The sequence below is a fragment of the Salirhabdus sp. Marseille-P4669 genome (genome assembly GCF_900240405.1).
Taxonomy (GTDB): domain Bacteria; phylum Bacillota; class Bacilli; order Bacillales; family Alkalibacillaceae; genus OEQK01.
In genome coordinates this window covers 1-18,402 of record NZ_OEQK01000005.1, presented here as the reverse complement: position 1 = coordinate 18,402, position 18,402 = coordinate 1, and the positions used below count along the sequence as shown (strand labels likewise).

Sequence of the window (18,402 nt, the reverse complement as noted above, 5' to 3'; positions counted from 1 at the left end):
TACCGCCTAGATACTAATTATTTCAATACTTTCCCCCATTATTTATGGAGAAGCTAGCATCCGTTATGGAACTTATTCTGTCAACTTCTATTTGGTTAAAAAAGAGAAGAAAAATTATTTTTTGGATAGTGTTTCAAATTTACGCTTGAGTAAGAACTTTTAGACCAATTTAGACTTCCGTTATTACAAGAAGTTTAATGTTTTCCTTCGTGTATTCCATGACTCTATAATATCCTTAGAATCCGTAATTAGTTCAGCCCCTTCCTTTAGCAACAAGTGACAACCGGCAGTTTGAGGAAGAAAAATAGAACCAGGTACAACAAATACTTCCCGACCTTGCTCCAAGGCCTGCTCAGCCGTTATAAAAGTACCACTCCTCTCTTTTGCTTCTATTATTAAACTCCCAAAGGATAAACCACTTATAATCCGATTCCTTTCTGGGAAATGCCATTTACGTGGGGGCATATTTGGGGGATATTCCGAAACGAGTAAATGATGGGTTCGAATATGCTTCATAAGTTGTGCATTTTCCTTAGGATAAATATGATGAAAGCCAAATCCTAATACACCAATCGTTTTACCCTGGTAATATATTGCCGCTTTATGGGCCATTGTATCAACCCCTTTGGCCATGCCACTTACAATAACCCAGTTTTGTTTAATTAAAGGTTCCAGAAGAAAATCCACCTTTTTTGCTGCCTCATTCGAGTAGTTTCTCGTTCCGATTACACTTATTTTGGGGCTTTCGGTTAGAATTTCAGGATTTCCCCACATATATAACAACAACGGTGGATCTGGAATTTGTTTTAACAAGACAGGATAATTACTATGGGTAATAAGTAATACGTTGAAGTCGCGAAGATCTTTTTCTACAGAGGATCTCAGTTCACTAGAGTGTAAATCTGATAATACATCAATGGCTTGATTACGGGGGAAAGAAAACTGTGTTTGAAGGTCATTTAAGTTGAGGTTATACATATTGTTTAAGGTTGGGTCAAGCTTTAACCACTGCCACATACGCTTTCTACCAACCCATCTTACTCGATGCAAGTGACAAAGACGAAATTCAAATTCTTGATACATGGATTCATTCCTTTCTAGTTTTTATTGAATTGTAATTCTATTAAAAAAGCTCTCTTATCAAACGATAAGAGAGCTCCTCTAGTTTTATATTAATGTGTTTTACACTTATCGTATAAACCTTTTTCTTTTAGTACGCTAATTAAAGTTTCTCCCATTACGGACGGAGTTTCTGCAACTTTAATTCCGCATTCATTCATGACACGAATTTTTTCTTCAGCAGTACCTTTACCACCAGAAATAATCGCACCAGCATGACCCATACGTTTTCCTGGAGGGGCAGTGGCACCGCCAATAAATCCTACAACCGGTTTTGTCATATTCGCTTTAACCCATTCCGCAGCTTCTTCCTCAGCTGTACCACCAATTTCACCAATCATAATAACAGCTTCTGTTTCTGGGTCTTCATTAAATGCCTTTAATACATCAATGAAGTTTGTTCCATTAACTGGATCTCCACCAATTCCTACAGCTGTAGTTTGGCCGATTCCAGCAGTTGTTAATTGATGTACTGCCTCATATGTTAATGTACCGGAACGGGATACAACACCTACGTGACCTTTTGTATGAATGTATCCAGGCATAATACCAATTTTACATTCGTCTGCTGTAATAACACCAGGACAGTTTGGTCCAACTAAGCGTGTTTTCTTGCCTTCCATGTAACGTTTTACTTTAACCATATCCATTACTGGAATATGCTCCGTAATACAAATTGCTAAATCCAATTCCGCATCAACCGCTTCCACAATAGCATCAGCTGCAAATGGAGCAGGAACATAAATGACAGATGCAGTAGCTCCTGTAGCTTCTACAGCCTCTTGAACTGTATTAAATACAGGTACACCTTCTACTTCTTGACCACCTTTACCAGGTGAAGTTCCCCCTACAATCTTTGTGCCGTACTCAAGCATTTGCTTTGTATGGAAAAGGGCTGTAGACCCAGTAATACCTTGAACAATTACTTTTGTGTCTTTATTAATAAACACACTCATCCTTACCCCGCCTTTCTGTAAAATTATTTCACAAGTTCTACAATTTTTTGTGCACCGTCTGCCATAGAATCAGCTGGTGTAATTGCAAGTCCAGATTCTTTTAAGATTTCTTTACCTTTATCAACATTTGTACCTTCTAAACGAACAACTAGTGGAAGTTCAAGACCTACTTCCTTCGTAGCAGCTACAACACCTTCAGCAATAACATCACACTTCATGATGCCACCAAAAATGTTAACGAAGATACCTTTTACATTTTTATCAGAAAGAATAATTTTAAATGCTTCTGTAACCTTTTCTGCAGTCGCGCCGCCCCCAACATCAAGGAAGTTTGCCGGCTCACCGCCATAATGCTTAATAATGTCCATTGTAGACATTGCAAGACCTGCTCCATTAACCATACATCCGATGTTACCATCTAAAGCAACATAGCTAAGGTCATATTTAGAAGCTTCAATTTCTTTTGGATCTTCTTCATCTAAATCACGGTATTCTAGAATATCCTTTTGGCGATATAATGCATTATCATCAAAGTTAAGCTTCGCATCTAAAGCCATAACATTCCCATCACCAGTTGTTACTAACGGGTTGATTTCTGCGATGGAGCAATCCTTTTCTACAAATACTTGGTAAAGACCCATCATAAATTTAACCGCTTTCGAAACTAGTTCTTTTGGAATATTTATATTAAATGCTAATCTTCTAGCTTGATAAGGCATTAAACCAGTAACCGGATCGATAACCTCTTTAAAGATTTTCTCCGGAGTTTCTGCAGCTACTTCTTCAATCTCTGTTCCACCCTCTTCGGATGCCATCATAACAACGCGAGATGTAGCGCGGTCTAATACAACACCAACATAGTATTCTTTTTTAATATCGCAGCCTTCTTCAATAAGCAAGCGTTTAACTTCCTTACCTTCAGGACCAGTTTGGTGTGTTACTAAAGTCTTACCAAGTATTTCTTCCGCGTATGTACGTACTTCATCAAGGTTTTTCGCAACTTTAACACCGCCAGCTTTACCGCGTCCACCTGCATGGATTTGTGCTTTCACTACAGAAACTTCAGAACCTAAAGCTTTTGCAGCCTCAACAGCTTCATCTACAGTAAAAGCGACACGACCATTGGGAACAGCTACGCCATATTTTCGTAAAATTTCTTTCCCTTGATACTCGTGAATATTCATCTTCCATCCTCCCATCAAGTATTCCGTGCTTTTGTTTTTATAAAATAATGTAGGAAATTGTCCACACTTACTCATTATAAAACTAATAGAATAAAATAACAACGGAGGGACACGAATTCTCTCCCGAAAATTAAAAAAATTACCACCAAGCTTAATTGGTGGTAATAGTATATTGATATTATTGGTTATTCAATTCTTTATAGGCAATAACCTGTAACGCTAGTAATTCTTCTTCGGAAAGTTTCCCCTCCACCTTTTGCAACAATTCTAACTGCTCTTGTTCTGATACGCCATCCGATACATCTGTCACAATGTCTACGATTTCAGAAGCACCAAATTTCGAAACAAGCTCCTTAGCCGCTTCTTCCTTTGTCGTAAATGGCAACACACTTTCATCAATATTAGCGCCCTCATTAAGAAACTCTTGTATTTGTGGGTTACTATTAATTTTTTCTTTCACGTCGTTCATAACAGGACTAGATGCTAGTTCTTCAACATAATAATCCATTATCTTTTCTGCAGCAATTTTTGTACCGAAATGATAAACACCATATCCGATAGCTCCAATCAAAATGACAAAAATAAGTAATCTTCTAATCCATTTCACTAGCAATTCCCCCTCCATTACTTATATACATTCTTTCACTGAATCATACCATAAAACGATGATAAAACTAGCCCTTATTTGCTGTTTTTTTATGATATATTTGATCTGCTTCATATATAAATGCAAATACTTCAGCAACTGCACTATATAATTGTTCAGGAATAGAATCATTTATAGATAGCTTACTTAACAATTCTACTAATGAAGCGTCCTCGTATATTGGAACATTATGCTCATTCCCTCTTGCTAAAATGGTATCTGCAACCAGTCCCTTACCTGTTGCTGTTACCTTTGGAGCATGATCTTTTTCTGTATTATAGGACAGTGCAACAGCTTTCTTTCTTTTTTTATCATCCTTCATACTTGTAAATCCACTCCTTTTGCAAAATGAGTCAATGAATGTGATGGCTTTTCATTAGGATATGGTGTACTGTTTTGATTTAAATCCTTTACATGGATGGAAGAAACTTTATAATCCATATCTTTTAAAGTCTCTATTAATTTTGGTTGCAATAGATTAACAATTGGTCTTAGCATATCTGGATTACTTTGAAAAACCGTTAACGTAACGATTCGATTTTGCACCTTCATATCCATTACTACTTCGTTTAGGAATTCCAAGTCTAAATAAAACATGATTCTACAGTGGTTAACATTTACCTTTCCATTCGGATCTTTCTTTCCTTCAAAGTCTGTAAATACGTCTTTCTTCAAGCCAAATAGCTGTCCAGGCAACTGCACACTAAATTGCTGCCAATCATTATGTTCCACATTTGATAAATGCATGCCGTTAATAGCTTGTAATAGCGTAGTTGCATCTTGCTTAAGGACCGGATTGTGGCTTTCTTGTAGAACGGACTGCAGTAACATAGGTAACGAATGGGTTTTATGACCCTCGGGATTCATTAATGACATAAAGCCTTTTAATTTAATCATAAAGGATTCGTTCAATGTTGAATGATTTGCTTTTTCTAAAGAAGACAGCCCTTGAAGCAACCATACATGGATCATTGCCTTTTCTTGTTTTGTGAAAGCTTGCTCACTTTGTAATAACGACTTGAGACCAAAGAAAAAGTCTTCCATACTTTGCAAAGTGGATAGTGGCAATATACTTTTAACATTACCATTTGAAGCTGGCTCATTTCCATGCTTAACAACTTCTCCTTTAGCATAGGTGGTCCAGGCTTCTCTCCAATTCGAAAAGGTTACCTCTTCCTGGATAAAGCCTGCCTTTTTGAAAATAGAAAAAGTAGCAGAACTTCCATTTTTGACATCATTTATAATTTGGTTCTTTAATTCTGTTTCACTTAATGTCCCGCCATCGCCTTTAGAAAATAGCGTTAAATAAGAGCTTAATTGTTTATGATCTAGAGATTCATTTCCTAGCAAATACTGATTCAGACTGGTTGCAATATTTGAAAAGGAAAGTGGCTCGAACATACGTTGATATAAAGAATGGTAAACCGATTTGGTTATGGGGAGCTCCCGCTTTAACATTTCTAATAAAACAACATTTGCTTTTTTTCCGTCTGGCTGTCGATCCAATAGCGAGATCGCCGCTGGAATTGTAGATTCTTTAATAGGTACATTTTCTTTTAGTAGCTGGGAAACGAAGCCTTCTCGTTTTTCTGTGCTTTTCCATCCAAAATGTTGTAAAAGATTCGCCACACTATCCTTTTGACTACGTACAGGCTTCTCATTCAAAACTTGAAGATTTATATAAGGAGCTGTTTGCTTTACTTGGAAAATATAACGTTGATTCGCTTGTAAGGCATTTTTCAACTCAGCAACGACAGTCTTTTTTCCAATTTGAATGAATGCCTTATTTTGTGGCAAAAACTTTTGTACATTACCAGTTATAATTTGCCCTACTTTTAATGAAAGGGAAGATGTTGGTTGCGAAACTCGAATAGATTGAAACAGTTGTGTTACCCGATTGTTCATGTAAAAAACCCTCCCTCTACTTGTTTTTAATCCTTCTTCACTTGTCCAAAAGACATGCGATGAAAAGGCGTAGGTCCATATTTCTGCAATGCCTCCAAATGCTCCTTTGTTCCATAGCCCATATTTGAAGCGAATTGATATGCCGGATATTGCTGATCGAGCTCTTTCATAATACGATCTCTAGTAACCTTTGCAAGCACACTTGCAGCGGCAATAGAAATGGACTTTTGATCTCCTTTTATAATTGCTTCCTGTCTTATCGGTAACTCTGGTAGTTTTACTGCATCAATGAGCAGGGCATTTGGTGTCTCGGATAAGCTAGCAACCGCCTTCTTCATTGCTAGCTTCGTTGCTTGAAAAATATTAATTTGATCAATAGTGTGATTGTCTACAATTCCAATACCATAAGAAATTGCTTGCTCTTTAATTTGATCAAAAAACAGCTCTCTTTTCTTCTCAGACAACTGCTTGGAATCATTTAAACCTTCTATGTAAAAGGATTCATCAATTACAACAGCACTTGCGACTACAGGACCTGCAAGCGGACCTCTTCCAGCTTCATCAATTCCTGCAACATAGTGTATATTTGAATTCCAACATTTCTGTTCATACTGAAGCATTTCATAAAAGTGTTTCTTTAGGCTTTCTTTTTTTTCTAGCTTTTTCTGATAACTACTAAGGATTGTTTGCACTCCCTTTCGTTCATCTATTTGAAAGGATTTCCATTCTTCATTAGTAAAGGATTCATTATGAACCTTTTCTTTTATTTGTGAAATAGTTAAGGTTTTGTTCATTTTTTTCTTCCCCCATACGATTAATATCGGCAATCTCTCCTATCTGTTAAACACAAAGTCTTTCTACAGGAGCATAGACAAGCTGCTTATCGATAGTTCCTAATTCCTTAACAGTAAGGAAAAGGCATCTACCAACAGATAGATACCTTTTAATTCAACTCTTCCTTCTCTTTTGGCCAATCGAATGATACAAAGCCTAGCTTAGAAGAACGTAAGTCTTGTATGATAACTTCTGACGTTTTATCGTAATCAACGATGCCTCCACTTGCTAAGCACCCTCGTCGTTTACCTATTTCATCAAACCATGCTACTATTTCTTCTTCCTCTAAATCAATATGATATCGTTCTACTAACTGTTTTGGATAATGTTCCTTCATAAATTTTAATATATATACTGCAATATCGTCTAAATGTAAAATTTGGTCTTTAATTGTGCCAATGGCAGCTAGTTTGTATCCCACTTCTTTATCTTCAAATTTCGGCCATAGAATCCCTGGGGTATCTAATAATTCAAAGTCCTTCTTCACTTTAATCCACTGTTGGCTGGTGGTAACACCTGGTCGATCACCGGTTTTGGCAATTTTCTTTTTCACTAAACGATTAATTACCGTGGACTTTCCAACGTTCGGGATTCCAACAATCATGGCCCGTATTGGTCTTGGTTTTATTCCCTTCTTTACGAGTCGCTCTAATTTCTTTTCACCAAGTGCTTTTGCTTCTTTTATAATTTGTTGGATATCACTAGATTCATGGGCATTTATTGCTATTGCTTGAATGCCCTTTTCAGCAAAGTAGTTTTGCCATTCTTTGGTTACCTTTGGGTCTGCTAAATCTTTTTTCATTAAAAGTACTAACTTGTCCTTTTGGCCAAGAACTTCTTGTAGCATAGGATTTTGTGAGGATACAGGAACTCTTGCATCTACTAGCTCAATCACAAAATCTACAAGCTTTAATTTTTCTTGAACTTCCCTTTTGGCTTTTGCCATATGGCCAGGGAACCATTGTATTGTCAATTTTCATCACCCTTTATAAAAAATAGGTATGTATGTTAGTTTATAGAGCCTAAATCTTCAAATGGCCAATAGACCATTATCGCTTTGCCAACTATTTGATCATAGGATACTAATCCTAATTCACGACTATCTGTGGAATTTGTTCGGTTGTCCCCTAATACTAAAACATATCCTTTAGGAATTGTTTTGTTTTGTCCAGGGATCATTTCTAAACTAAAATCGTGTGTATAATGACTTTTAGGTTGAAGTGAGTCAAGTCTATCGTCTATAAAAGCTTCATTAATAGGCTCTCCATTTACATATAACGTTTCATCTTTATAATGAATGTGCTCACCTGGCAATCCGATAATTCGTTTAATAAAGTTTTGCTCTTTATTAGCATGAAAGACAATGATATCGAATCGTTTAGGCTCACTAATCAAATAACTAAATTTATTAATTATGATTCGATCGCCGTCCTGTAAAGTAGGCTGCATGGAAACCCCTTCTACAACGGTTGGCGTAACGAGGAAAGTTCGTACACCTAATGCTACGATAAATGCTAGTAGAATAAGTTTAATCCAGCTAATCCATTCCTTATTTTGCGTCATACGTTTCCCTCCGCAGTTTACCGAACAAGCATACAAATGTCTCTATGTTAACCCTATTATAGACTACCCTATTTATTGTATCGTATTTTTCACATTTGAATTAAAATGATTGGATATTGTTTTTCTAACGTTATTTAGGACTACAGAAGACGAGTTTACATACGATACAAAGACTTGTAAATGTATCGTTTCGATTGGAATGATTGCACAGGAAGAAATGCTCTCTTCGTAGTACTTATCGTTCATTATACGATAAAAAAAGGAGCTTGAAAATCCAAGCTCCTTTTTACTACCTAGCTTCAAGCGCTCCACGCGCTCTTTTCTTAACGCTAGATTTTTATCGAATTTCTTTAATACGAGCTGCTTTACCACGTAATGCACGTAGGTAGTACAACTTAGCACGACGTACTTTACCACGACGAGATACTTCGATCTTATCAACTCGAGGGGAATGTACAGGGAATGTACGTTCAACACCTACACCGTATGATATTTTACGTACAGTGAAAGTTTCGCTGATTCCACTACCACGACGCTTAATAACTACACCTTCAAATACCTGGATACGCTCACGGTTACCTTCAACAACCTTCACGTGTACTTTAAGTGTGTCACCAGGACGGAAATCAGGATGATCAGTACGCAGTTGATCACTCGTTACTTTTTTAAGAATTTCTTGCATACGTTTGTCACTCCTTCCAACAAACACTCATGCTTTAAAAACTAGCAGCGGAGTATCGTCATTAACGCTTAAGAACTCTTAAGCACAAATGTAAATATACCATAATTGGTTGCTAGATGCAATACGTCATAGATTTTTCTTCCACTCGTTTAACCACTTTTTTTCTTCTTCACTTAGCGTAATGTTTTCTAATAAATCCGGTCGCCTTTCCAAGGTTCTTTTCAAAGATTCTCTTTTACGCCATTCCTCTATTTTTTGATGGTTACCGGATGTAATAACTTCTGGTACTTTCATACCTCTAAAATCACGTGGTCTTGTATAATGTGGATGTTCTAATAGACCAGTAGAGAAGGAATCTTGGATAGCAGACTCATCATTTCCTAATACTCCCGGCAAAAGTCGAACCACACTATCCATTACGACCATTGCCCCTAATTCGCCACCAGTTAAGACATAATCACCTATCGATATTTCATCTGTAACTAAATGGGTACGAATTCTTTCATCGTATCCTTCGTAATGGCCACAAATAAAAATTAAATGTTCTTCTTTAGCCAATTCTTCTGCTTTCGATTGTGTATACTGTTCTCCTTGTGGACACATTAATATGATTCTCGGAGATGTTTGACGCTTCGTTTTTACATGTTCCACTGCATCGAAAATAGGCTGTGGTGATAGCACCATTCCAGCTCCACCACCATATGGATAATCGTCTACTTTTTGATGTTTGTTTTCCGTAAATGTTCGAAAGTTAATCGTTTCATAAGTAAACGCACCTTGTTCCTGTGCTTTTTTTAAAATAGATGATTGTAGAACACCTTCAAACATTTCCGGGAATAACGTTAAGATATCAATTTGCATTACTCTATGAGTCCTTCCATTGGATCAATAATTACTTTCTCTTGCTCGATGTTTACTTCTTTTACTACTTCTTCAATATACGGAATTAATAGGTCTTTTTTTCCTTTTCGTTGCACTACCCAAACATCATTTGCGCCAGGAGCTAATATTTCTTTTATTTTCCCAAGCTCCTCACCTAGAACCGTGTATACGGTGCATCCGATAATTTCGTAGTAGTAAAATTCTCCTTCGTCTAAATCTGTTAATTGCTCTTCTGATACTTGTAGAGTGCCTTCTTTTAAAAATTCTACTTCATTAATGGATTCATACCCTTTAAAATGTAGTAAATCTACATTTTTATGCCTTCTATGGCCATCCACCTCTAGAGATAACTTCTTACTCCCATCCTTTGAGGCCCAAAATAGCTTGGAACCCTTAGCGAAGCGTTCATCAAAGTCTGTGATACGTATTACTTTAACATCGCCTTTAATTCCATGTGTATTAACAATTTTTCCTACATTATACATTTTCATACAACGACGCCCTACCTTTATTCAATTCGTATTACAATACCATCTTTTATAATAACAGATCGATTTTCATCCATGATTTTCTTCCAGTTGTCGCCGATTTGAACATCTATCATTTCATCTATTTCCGATTCTGTTATTTCGCTACCTATTGGTAAAATGTCCAACTGCTCCAGTTGATATTCTATCCACTTCATTTTATTTTGTCTACGATCAATTTCTTGTTGGAATCTTTTATGTACGTCACTTGAGGACAAATTCTTTTTTGTAAGTAATTTGCGTTTTTCAAACTGTAGTTGATTACACTCGTTATCAAGCTGAGATAATTGAGTTTGGAATTTCGATTTAAGGTTGTCTTTGCTATCCTGTGTAATTACTTGCTTAACTTGTGTTTTTCGGATTACTTTCATGAGGGACACCCCCTAACCATAATGGGAAGCAATTGCTTTACATATAAAAAAGGGAAAGGTTAGCCCTCTCCCATTCTGTCGTGTTGGATAAGTGTTATGATGTTCTCTTATCTCAAGTAAAGCTGTTCGAGCAAAATTCGCCTGAACAAGACGAATTCTCTCTTACAGCTTACATAATATCTAAATAAACCTTTTTCTTCACATCAGACCCTGCTGCGTACACTACGGTTCGAATCGCCTTAGCAATTCGACCATTTTTCCCAATCACTTTACCTACATCATTTTCATGAACAGATAGATGATATCGGATTTTGTGTTCATTTTCTTCCTCCGTGACAACGATGTGCTCCGGATAATCAACAAGCGGACGAACAATGGTCTCAATTAAGGCCTTCATGATATCACCACTACTTTACTTTTGGTTTTTAGATTCATGGAATTTCTTCATGATGCCTTCTTGTGAAAACAAGTTACGTACTGTATCGCTAGGCTTTGCACCTTTAGCCATCCAATCTAATGCTTTGTTTTCATCTAAGTCAACTAGTGCTGGTTCAGCAACTGGATTGTATGTTCCAATTTGATCAATAAAACGTCCGTCACGAGGAGAACGTGAATCAGCAACTACTACACGATAAAATGGTTTTCTTTTAGAACCCATTCTTTTTAGTCGAATTTTTACTGCCATGTTTAGCACCTCCACAATAAATGTTTTACACAAGATAGAATTTTAACAGACATTTTTATGTCTGTAAAGTATTTTTACATTACATTATAAAATCCCCTAAGAAAAAGCGCATAACACCGGGCTTTTTCCAGTTCCATAAATTTTATAATCTAATCTACATAAATGGGAAATTGAGTCCCTTCTTTTTCCCTTTTTTCACATTTGTCATTTGTTTCATCATTTTTTTCATGTCTTCAAATTGCTTTAACAGACGATTCACTTCTGCAACTGAAGTACCAGAACCTTTTGCAATACGCTTTTTTCTACTTCCATTCATGATTTCCGGGTTAACTCGTTCTTCTTTTGTCATCGATTGAATAATCGCTTCTACATGTCCAAGTTGTTTTTCATCTACTTGTACGTTTTTTAACCCTTTCATCTTGTTCATTCCTGGCATCATATTCAGGAGCTCATCTAATGGTCCCATATTTTTAACCTGCTGCATTTGCTCAAGGAAATCCTCAAATGTAAAGCTCATCGTACGCATTTTCTCTTCTAGCTGTTTGGCTTTCTTCTCATCTACATTTTCCTGGGCTTTTTCAATCAAAGAAAGGACATCACCCATACCTAGGATCCGAGAAGCCATACGTTCTGGATAGAAAGGTTCTAATTGGTCTAACTTTTCACCCATACCCGCAAACTTAATTGGTTTTCCAGTAACGGCTTTAATCGAAAGTGCAGCACCACCACGTGTATCCCCATCAAGCTTGGTAAGTACGACACCAGTTACGTCTAATTGTTCATTAAAACTTTCCGCAACGTTAACTGCGTCTTGACCGGTCATGGCATCTACTACTAAGAAAATTTCATCCGGGTTTACATTTGCTTTAATTTGGACTAATTCATCCATGAGATTCTCATCTACATGTAATCGGCCCGCAGTATCAATTAATACATAATCTAGGTGATTCTCTTTTGCATGCTGAATAGCTTGTGTAGCAATATCTACAGGATTTGCTTCTGTACCTAGAGCAAAAACTGGCAAATCAAGCTGTTTTCCTAGAGTTTCCAGCTGATTTATGGCAGCTGGGCGGTAAACATCTGCCGCTACAAGTAATGGTTTCCGATTATGCTTTTTTCGTAGATGATTTGCTAGTTTACCTGTAGTAGTCGTTTTACCAGCACCTTGTAAACCAACCATCATGATTACTGTAGGCGGTTTATTGTTTACTGCTATTTTACTTTGCTCTCCACCCATTAGGTCCGCAAGTTCATCTTTTACTACCTTTATAACTTGCTGTCCTGGTGTCAAACTTTCCATTACTTCTTGACCAATTGCACGGGTCTTTACACGATTCACAAAATCTTTAACAACTTTGAAGTTTACGTCCGCTTCTAGTAATGCAAGACGCACTTCTCTCGTCATTTCTTTTACATCAGCCTCGGAAACTTTTCCTTTGCCGGTAATTTTCTGGATCGTCTTTTGCAGTCGGTCGGCTAATCCTTCGAATGCCATAATAAGCCTCCCTCGTTAATCAAGATTTTCAAACTGCTCGATTATTTCAAACAGTTCCGTATGATTCATTTTATCACGCTTTGCAAATTCTTTTAGTTGCGCAATCATTTCTTGCCGTTTTTCAAATTTTTCATAAAGATGAAGTTTCTCTTCATACTCTTCTAACATTGCTTCTGTTCGCTTTATATTGTCATAAACAGCCTGTCTACTAACTTCAAACTGATCGGCAATTTCACCTAACGAAAAATCTTCCAAATAATACATTTCTAAATAATTTCTTTGTTTAGGTGTTAAAAGCTCTTGATAGAAGTCAAACAAATAATTAATACGCGTTGTTTTTTGTATCATAATCAGCACTCCTTGTTAAGTGAAATGCCTTTACATTCACTTATAGAGTAACGGACATTTATGTGTAGTGTCAAGGATGTTTACGTAATTAAAATGATAATCGTTACTCTGTTTTCCTACTCTTTATCAACTAAATCAGCAAACAATCCATATACATAAGCATTGGCGTCAAATGGTTGCAGGTCGGTAACTTTTTCTCCTAAACCAACAAACTTAACTGGAATAGACAATTCGTTACGGATTGCTAAAATAATACCACCTTTTGCGGTACCATCAAGTTTCGATAATACAATTCCTGTAACATTGGTAGATTGCGAAAAAGTTTTTGCTTGGCTCATTGCATTTTGTCCTGTCGTTGCATCTAACACAAGTAACACTTCGTGAGGTGCATCTGGTATTTCTTTAGAAATAACTCTCTTCACTTTTTCTAGTTCGTTCATTAAATTCACTTTGTTTTGTAATCTCCCTGCCGTATCACAAAGCAAAACGTCTACTCCCCTTGATTTCGCTGCTTGGATTCCATCATAAATAACAGCTGCCGGATCACTTCCCTCACTATGTTTAACGACCTCAACTCCAACTCGATCGCCCCAAACATTTAATTGATCGATTGCACCAGCACGGAATGTATCGCCAGCTGCAAGCATAACGGACTTACCTTCTTCTTTTAATCGATGTGCTAATTTTCCTATTGTTGTCGTTTTACCAACACCATTTACACCAACGAATAGAATAACGGATAAACCCTCTTCGTTTAAATGAAGCTTTTCGATATCTCCTTCCTCATCATCACCATAATAAATCTCAACAAGCTTCTCGGAGATTACCTCAACAACCTCAGAGGTATCCTTGATTTTACGACGCTTTACTTCCATTTCCAACTCATCTATCAATTCCATTACGGTATTTACACCAACATCTGCTGTTATTAATACCTCTTCTAATTCTTCAAAAAACGCTTCATCTACTTTTCGGTATTTCGCAACTAAATCATTCAATTTCGTTGCGAATGAATTTCTCGTTTTGGATAGACCATCTTTATACTTATCTGAGGTTTCTTCTGTTTTCAAATTCAATTTCTCTTTCAGCTTTTTAAAAAAACTCAAAATCCTTCCCTACCTTTCTAAACCTTCAACATTTCTTCTGTTTCTTCTAGTTTAACAGAAACTAATTTGGAAACACCTGACTCTTGCATTGTAACACCATATAGTACATCCGCTTCTTCCATTGTACCTTTTCGGTGTGTAATGACAATAAATTGTGTTTGCTCGCTAAAGAAGTTTAAATATTTCGCATAACGACTAACATTGGCATCATCTAAGGCAGCTTCCACTTCATCCAATACACAAAATGGTACTGGTCGAACACGTAAAATGGCAAATAATAATGCAATAGCTGTTAGTGCTCTTTCTCCACCGGACAGTAATCCTAAATTTTGCAGCTTTTTACCCGGCGGCTGTGCAACAATATCAACACCTGTATCTAGCATATTACTTGGGTCTGTTAGTTTTAATTCTGCCCGTCCGCCTCCAAATAGTTCTTTAAAAACAAGTGCAAACTCATGTTGAATTTGAACAAATGTCGTTTCAAATCGTTTTATCATTTCTTCATCCATTTCACTAATTACGGTATGAAGAGTATTCTTAGCCTCAAGCAAATCGTTTTGCTGTGTATTTAAAAATTCGTATCGTTCTTTAATTCGGTCATATTCTTCTATTGCACCGAGATTTACATTACCTAACCGATCGATAGCTTGTTTAATCGTTTTAACAATTTGTTTTGCTTCTTCAATATTATCGGTTTTTCCAAAAGTAGTCATCGCCTTTTCATAGGAAAGCATGTAATCTTCCTGAAGCTGTGCTAAGCGATTTTCTAGTTCTACATCTAGACGATTCGCTCGCACTTCCTTTTCCTGGATCTCATTTTTCCAGCTTGTTAGTTGTCTACTTTCTTCTTTTAATTCCCGTTCCATATCGGCAACGAAATGATTTCGTTTTTGTTTTTCTTCTTTTTTCTGTTGAATCATCCATTCCACTTCATTTTTTTGTTTTCGTTTCTCTATTAGAAGGGAATCTATTTCTTCATTTGTTTGACCATTTTCCTTTAATTCTTCCATTTGCTGCAGCTCTTGGTCCACGATCGTCTTTTCCGCTTGAATATCATGAAGTTGACTCGTCAAACTAGAGACTTTCTCTCTTTGATTCTTAACATTACTCTCATGTTCAGCTAATTGGATTTGCAGTTTATTTAATTCATCCTGTAGTTTTTCTTTATTCATTTTTTGATTGGAGTGCTCTTTCGATAGCTCATCAATTTTAGTTTGAATGAGATTCGCTTCGTGTTCTAGTTCAGTTAGGCGTTTGGAGATAATGGATTTGGATTCTGTTAACTCTTTCTCTTCCTTCTTAAACTGCGCTTCATCTTGGTCATAGAGAGTCAAGTGATCATTAACATTGGACTCTTTTATTTCAATTTCTCTCCGTGTACCGGATAAAGAATGCTCTTCATTACGAAGCTTTTGTAATTGCTGCTCTAACTGCTCTAGCTCTATTTCTTTCTTATTTATGGATGCTTTTGCAGTAGCCAACTCTTCTTCAAATGTCTTCGTCTTCGTTTCAAAGTCCTTCAACTTGTTACTAACTTGAACGAGTTCTTTTTCTCTAGTAAATAAAGAATGATTCGTCTTTTTCTGAGCACCACCTGTCATAGACCCACCTGGGTTTACTACATCTCCCTCCAATGTCACAACACGATATCTTCGGCTTGTTAAACTCGCAATTTCATTGGCATCCTTCAACGTCTTCGCAATCACAATATGGCCTAATAGAGATTTTAATATTTTCGAATACGTATCATCAAAGCGAATTAAATTACTTGCAACACCAACAAATCCTTTATGGGACTGAATGTTCACAACCATATTATGGGGTATTTCTTTTGACTGAATCGTCGTCATAGGTAAAAACGTTGCTCTACCATTATTCGTACGCTTCAACCAGTTAATCGCTTCACGTGCAGATTGTTCATTTTCCGTAATAATATGTTGTGCCTGTCCTCCTAAAGCCGTTTCAATCGCTACAATTAATTCTGGTGGAATATCAATTTTCTCTGCAACGGCACCATGAATTCCAGTTAGTTCTTTTCGATCTCTAGCTTTTAAAACTGCTTTAACACCATGGAAAAAACCTGCGAAGTCTTCCTTCATTTCTTCTAGCATCTCTTTTTTCGAACGGAGCTTTTGTAGCAGCTGATAGCCTTGATTTAATTTTTGCTCATCTTGCTGAATCCCTTGTCTTTCATTGGTTATCAGTTGTTTAATGGACGTAGCTTTTTGTTCTTCCTGTTGACGTGTTTCGGAAACCTTTTGTAGTTTTTTCGTCAACTCTGCTTTCGTTTCTAAAATCTCTTCTCTTTGTTTTAGCAGCTCTTGGAATCGTTCTTTCATTTTTTCGCGCTTCAGAATATTTTGCTGCAAATTACGTTCAATGCTTTCTGATTCATTTCGCTTAGCTGCTTGCTCATTCAAAACCTCAATAAAATCACTCTTTAATTCCTCTATTTGACTTTCAATGCTTTCCTGCGTAAGACCTGTTTGTTTTTCAATTGTAGTAATCGCTTCTTTCACTTTATCTCTGCTAGTTAGGAACGTCTGTAAAAGTTCCTTTTCGCTATCTAATTGTGAATGCAGCTGATTTACTTTTTCTGTAGCCTTTTCTTGATCGGTTAATAATTTATCTTTGTTTTCCTCATAATGCTTCATTCGTTCCTGTAAGAGATTCCTACGACCTTCTAGGTTCTCTATTTCCTGAATTAAAGTAAGAAGGTTTGCTTGCTTTTGCTCCATGATTTCATCAATTCTTTGAATATCGCTCTTTTCTTTCTCAAGCTTTGCTTCTTCCGTATTGATTTCCGATTCTTTTGCCAGAGCTTGCTCCTTCTTGTTTTCAATTTCAGCTAGTAGAGATTCCCATTCCCTATGTAGCATTTCAATTTCCGTCGCCAATAGAGATACTTCATGCTTTTTTAATTCCTCTTTTTTCTCTAAATAGTCTTTTGCTTTTTCTGCCTGAATTTTTAACGGATCGAGTTGACCTTCTATTTCATGAAGTATATCTTGAATTCGGAAAAGGTTTTCTTGTGTTTCTGTTAGCTTAAACTCTGCTTTTTTCTTACGTTGCTTATACTTTAGTACACCAGCAGCTTCTTCAAAAATAGACCGTCTATCCTCTGGCTTGGAGCTAAGGATTTCCTCAACCTTTCCTTGACTAATAATGGAAAAAGCTTCTTTCCCTAGTCCAGAGTCCATAAATAAGTCAATTATATCCTTTAACCGACAGGATTGTTGGTTAATCAAAAATTCACTTTCACCAGATCGGTAAACTCGTCGGGTTATGCTTACTTCTTGATAATCAATTGGTAATGTATTATCTTGGTTGTCCAGCGTAAGGGTTACTTCTGCAAAGTTCAACGCCTTTCGCGTATCACTTCCAGCAAAAATAATATCTTCCATTTTCGTCCCACGTAAAGACCTGGCCGATTGCTCACCTAACACCCAGCGAATTGCATCTGTTATATTACTTTTCCCACTACCATTCGGTCCAACAACGGCTGTTACCCCTGGAACAAAATCAACTGAAATTCTTTCTGCAAACGATTTAAATCCTACTGTATCTAAACGTTTGAGGAACATAATTTTTTCCTCCCGTGTTTCATTTCTATATTTTTTTAAGTTTTTTGTCATATTAACTATATATTTCAACTAATATATTTTATCATAGATTAAGAAAGTAAAGAAGATATTCCCTATAATAGTGGGGTAAGGAGTGATTTTTTGAGTTTAGAAGCTACTGAACAAAATTTAGCAAGCATTATTAATGGACTTGCTGACTATTTAAAGGTAATCAATCGTTCTATCCTAGATCCCGAGCATTACCAGCTTGAACATTTTGAGGAGATTCATGGACTTTACAACATGGTTAAAAGTAAGGGAAGCTTAAGTGTATCCGAAATTCAAGCAGTCTTAGAGGAACTAAGCAAATATCGAGCGAAGTAAATAGGAAACCCCTTGTCCATATGGAGACGGTGCGGAAAAAGTTGTGTAAATAGGTTTCAAAACAATCCTCCTTGGCAAGAATTAGGATAAATAATTTTTGCCAAGGAGGTTTTTCGACATGAAATTACCGAGGGAATTAATCAGAGAAATGG

At 36.6% G+C, this 18,402-nt stretch carries 20 protein-coding genes; 1 reads left to right on the top strand and 19 read right to left on the bottom strand.

The genetic code is table 11. From position 1 onward, the window contains the following. Window positions 1-183: 183 nt before the first annotated feature. The 19 genes from dprA to smc all read right to left on the bottom strand — a co-directional run bounded on the left by dprA (window position 184) and on the right by smc (window position 17,887). Window positions 184-1,083, bottom strand: coding sequence for a DNA-processing protein DprA (dprA, locus tag C1A05_RS10565; protein ID WP_145997312.1), 900 nt, complete (start codon window positions 1,081-1,083; stop codon window positions 184-186). Between the two features lie 89 nt (window positions 1,084-1,172). Continuing rightward, a complete protein-coding gene (gene sucD, locus C1A05_RS10560; RefSeq protein ID WP_102028204.1) occupies window positions 1,173-2,075 on the bottom strand; it encodes a succinate--CoA ligase subunit alpha in 903 nt (300 codons plus the stop codon). A 23-nt stretch (window positions 2,076-2,098) separates the two neighbouring features. After that, complete coding sequence (gene sucC / locus C1A05_RS10555) at window positions 2,099-3,259, bottom strand: ADP-forming succinate--CoA ligase subunit beta (protein ID WP_102028203.1); 1,161 nt, start codon at window positions 3,257-3,259, stop codon at window positions 2,099-2,101. Window positions 3,260-3,437: 178 nt separating this feature from the next. Further along, a complete protein-coding gene (locus tag C1A05_RS10550) occupies window positions 3,438-3,866 on the bottom strand; it encodes a hypothetical protein (protein ID WP_102028202.1) in 429 nt (142 codons plus the stop codon). 67 nt (window positions 3,867-3,933) lie between these two features. Then, window positions 3,934-4,227 (bottom strand): EscU/YscU/HrcU family type III secretion system export apparatus switch protein, encoded by a 294-nt coding sequence (locus tag C1A05_RS10545; RefSeq protein WP_102028201.1) that lies wholly within the window; start codon window positions 4,225-4,227, stop codon window positions 3,934-3,936. Then, a complete protein-coding gene (locus C1A05_RS10540; protein ID WP_102028200.1) occupies window positions 4,224-5,810 on the bottom strand; it encodes a hypothetical protein in 1,587 nt (528 codons plus the stop codon). Before C1A05_RS10540 ends, C1A05_RS10545 begins: the two co-directional genes overlap by 4 nt. Before the next feature lie 26 nt (window positions 5,811-5,836). Further along, window positions 5,837-6,604: a ribonuclease HII gene (locus tag C1A05_RS10535; RefSeq protein WP_102028199.1), complete on the bottom strand. Its 768-nt coding sequence runs from the start codon at window positions 6,602-6,604 to the stop codon at window positions 5,837-5,839. 149 nt (window positions 6,605-6,753) lie between these two features. Next, window positions 6,754-7,617 (bottom strand): ribosome biogenesis GTPase YlqF, encoded by an 864-nt coding sequence (gene ylqF, locus C1A05_RS10530; RefSeq protein ID WP_102028198.1) that lies wholly within the window; start codon window positions 7,615-7,617, stop codon window positions 6,754-6,756. Between the two features lie 35 nt (window positions 7,618-7,652). Beyond that, the gene (gene lepB / locus C1A05_RS10525) at window positions 7,653-8,207 is read right to left on the bottom strand and encodes a signal peptidase I (protein ID WP_102028197.1); all 555 of its coding nucleotides are present in this window, start codon (window positions 8,205-8,207) and stop codon (window positions 7,653-7,655) included. Between the two features lie 337 nt (window positions 8,208-8,544). Beyond that, on the bottom strand, window positions 8,545-8,889 hold the full coding sequence (rplS, locus tag C1A05_RS10520; RefSeq protein WP_102028196.1) for a 50S ribosomal protein L19: 345 nt from the start codon (window positions 8,887-8,889) through the stop codon (window positions 8,545-8,547). Window positions 8,890-9,015: 126 nt separating this feature from the next. Next, window positions 9,016-9,750: a tRNA (guanosine(37)-N1)-methyltransferase TrmD gene (trmD, locus tag C1A05_RS10515; RefSeq protein ID WP_102028195.1), complete on the bottom strand. Its 735-nt coding sequence runs from the start codon at window positions 9,748-9,750 to the stop codon at window positions 9,016-9,018. Then, the gene (gene rimM, locus C1A05_RS10510) at window positions 9,750-10,262 is read right to left on the bottom strand and encodes a ribosome maturation factor RimM (protein ID WP_102028194.1); all 513 of its coding nucleotides are present in this window, start codon (window positions 10,260-10,262) and stop codon (window positions 9,750-9,752) included. The genes trmD and rimM overlap by 1 nt, the downstream gene beginning before the upstream one ends. 17 nt (window positions 10,263-10,279) lie before the next feature. Continuing rightward, complete coding sequence (locus C1A05_RS10505) at window positions 10,280-10,669, bottom strand: YlqD family protein (protein ID WP_102028193.1); 390 nt, start codon at window positions 10,667-10,669, stop codon at window positions 10,280-10,282. Between the two features lie 169 nt (window positions 10,670-10,838). Then, window positions 10,839-11,066 (bottom strand): KH domain-containing protein, encoded by a 228-nt coding sequence (locus C1A05_RS10500; RefSeq protein WP_102028192.1) that lies wholly within the window; start codon window positions 11,064-11,066, stop codon window positions 10,839-10,841. Between the two features lie 15 nt (window positions 11,067-11,081). Next, on the bottom strand, window positions 11,082-11,354 hold the full coding sequence (gene rpsP / locus C1A05_RS10495) for a 30S ribosomal protein S16 (RefSeq protein WP_102028191.1): 273 nt from the start codon (window positions 11,352-11,354) through the stop codon (window positions 11,082-11,084). A 154-nt stretch (window positions 11,355-11,508) separates the two neighbouring features. Continuing rightward, window positions 11,509-12,849 carry a signal recognition particle protein gene (gene ffh / locus C1A05_RS10490; protein ID WP_102028190.1) on the bottom strand — a complete coding sequence of 447 codons (1,341 nt, stop codon included), beginning with the start codon at window positions 12,847-12,849 and terminating at the stop codon, window positions 11,509-11,511. Window positions 12,850-12,864: 15 nt separating this feature from the next. After that, entirely contained in the window at window positions 12,865-13,197 is a 333-nt protein-coding gene (locus tag C1A05_RS10485; RefSeq protein WP_102028189.1) for a putative DNA-binding protein, read from the bottom strand. A gap of 116 nt (window positions 13,198-13,313) precedes the next feature. Further along, the gene (gene ftsY, locus C1A05_RS10480; protein ID WP_102028188.1) at window positions 13,314-14,303 is read right to left on the bottom strand and encodes a signal recognition particle-docking protein FtsY; all 990 of its coding nucleotides are present in this window, start codon (window positions 14,301-14,303) and stop codon (window positions 13,314-13,316) included. 17 nt (window positions 14,304-14,320) lie between these two features. Then, complete coding sequence (gene smc, locus C1A05_RS10475; protein WP_102028187.1) at window positions 14,321-17,887, bottom strand: chromosome segregation protein SMC; 3,567 nt, start codon at window positions 17,885-17,887, stop codon at window positions 14,321-14,323. A 141-nt stretch (window positions 17,888-18,028) separates the two neighbouring features. On the opposite strand from smc, the gene C1A05_RS10470 reads away from it, so the two are divergent. Further along, entirely contained in the window at window positions 18,029-18,250 is a 222-nt protein-coding gene (locus C1A05_RS10470; protein WP_102028186.1) for a DUF1128 domain-containing protein, read from the top strand. The last annotated feature ends 152 nt before the right edge of the window (window positions 18,251-18,402 follow it).

Coding starts and splice junctions, on each gene's coding strand:
- rimM (WP_102028194.1), bottom strand. CDS start 10,262: ATGAAAATGTATAATGTAGGAAAAATTGTTAATACACATGGAATTAAA.
- ffh (WP_102028190.1), bottom strand. CDS start 12,849: ATGGCATTCGAAGGATTAGCCGACCGACTGCAAAAGACGATCCAGAAA.
- dprA (WP_145997312.1), bottom strand. CDS start 1,083: ATGTATCAAGAATTTGAATTTCGTCTTTGTCACTTGCATCGAGTAAGA.
- rpsP (WP_102028191.1), bottom strand. CDS start 11,354: ATGGCAGTAAAAATTCGACTAAAAAGAATGGGTTCTAAAAGAAAACCA.
- C1A05_RS10535 (WP_102028199.1), bottom strand. CDS start 6,604: ATGAACAAAACCTTAACTATTTCACAAATAAAAGAAAAGGTTCATAAT.
- trmD (WP_102028195.1), bottom strand. CDS start 9,750: ATGCAAATTGATATCTTAACGTTATTCCCGGAAATGTTTGAAGGTGTT.
- C1A05_RS10500 (WP_102028192.1), bottom strand. CDS start 11,066: ATGAAGGCCTTAATTGAGACCATTGTTCGTCCGCTTGTTGATTATCCG.
- smc (WP_102028187.1), bottom strand. CDS start 17,887: ATGTTCCTCAAACGTTTAGATACAGTAGGATTTAAATCGTTTGCAGAA.
- rplS (WP_102028196.1), bottom strand. CDS start 8,889: ATGCAAGAAATTCTTAAAAAAGTAACGAGTGATCAACTGCGTACTGAT.
- C1A05_RS10485 (WP_102028189.1), bottom strand. CDS start 13,197: ATGATACAAAAAACAACGCGTATTAATTATTTGTTTGACTTCTATCAA.
- C1A05_RS10505 (WP_102028193.1), bottom strand. CDS start 10,669: ATGAAAGTAATCCGAAAAACACAAGTTAAGCAAGTAATTACACAGGAT.
- sucD (WP_102028204.1), bottom strand. CDS start 2,075: ATGAGTGTGTTTATTAATAAAGACACAAAAGTAATTGTTCAAGGTATT.
- C1A05_RS10540 (WP_102028200.1), bottom strand. CDS start 5,810: ATGAACAATCGGGTAACACAACTGTTTCAATCTATTCGAGTTTCGCAA.
- lepB (WP_102028197.1), bottom strand. CDS start 8,207: ATGACGCAAAATAAGGAATGGATTAGCTGGATTAAACTTATTCTACTA.
- sucC (WP_102028203.1), bottom strand. CDS start 3,259: ATGAATATTCACGAGTATCAAGGGAAAGAAATTTTACGAAAATATGGC.
- C1A05_RS10545 (WP_102028201.1), bottom strand. CDS start 4,227: ATGAAGGATGATAAAAAAAGAAAGAAAGCTGTTGCACTGTCCTATAAT.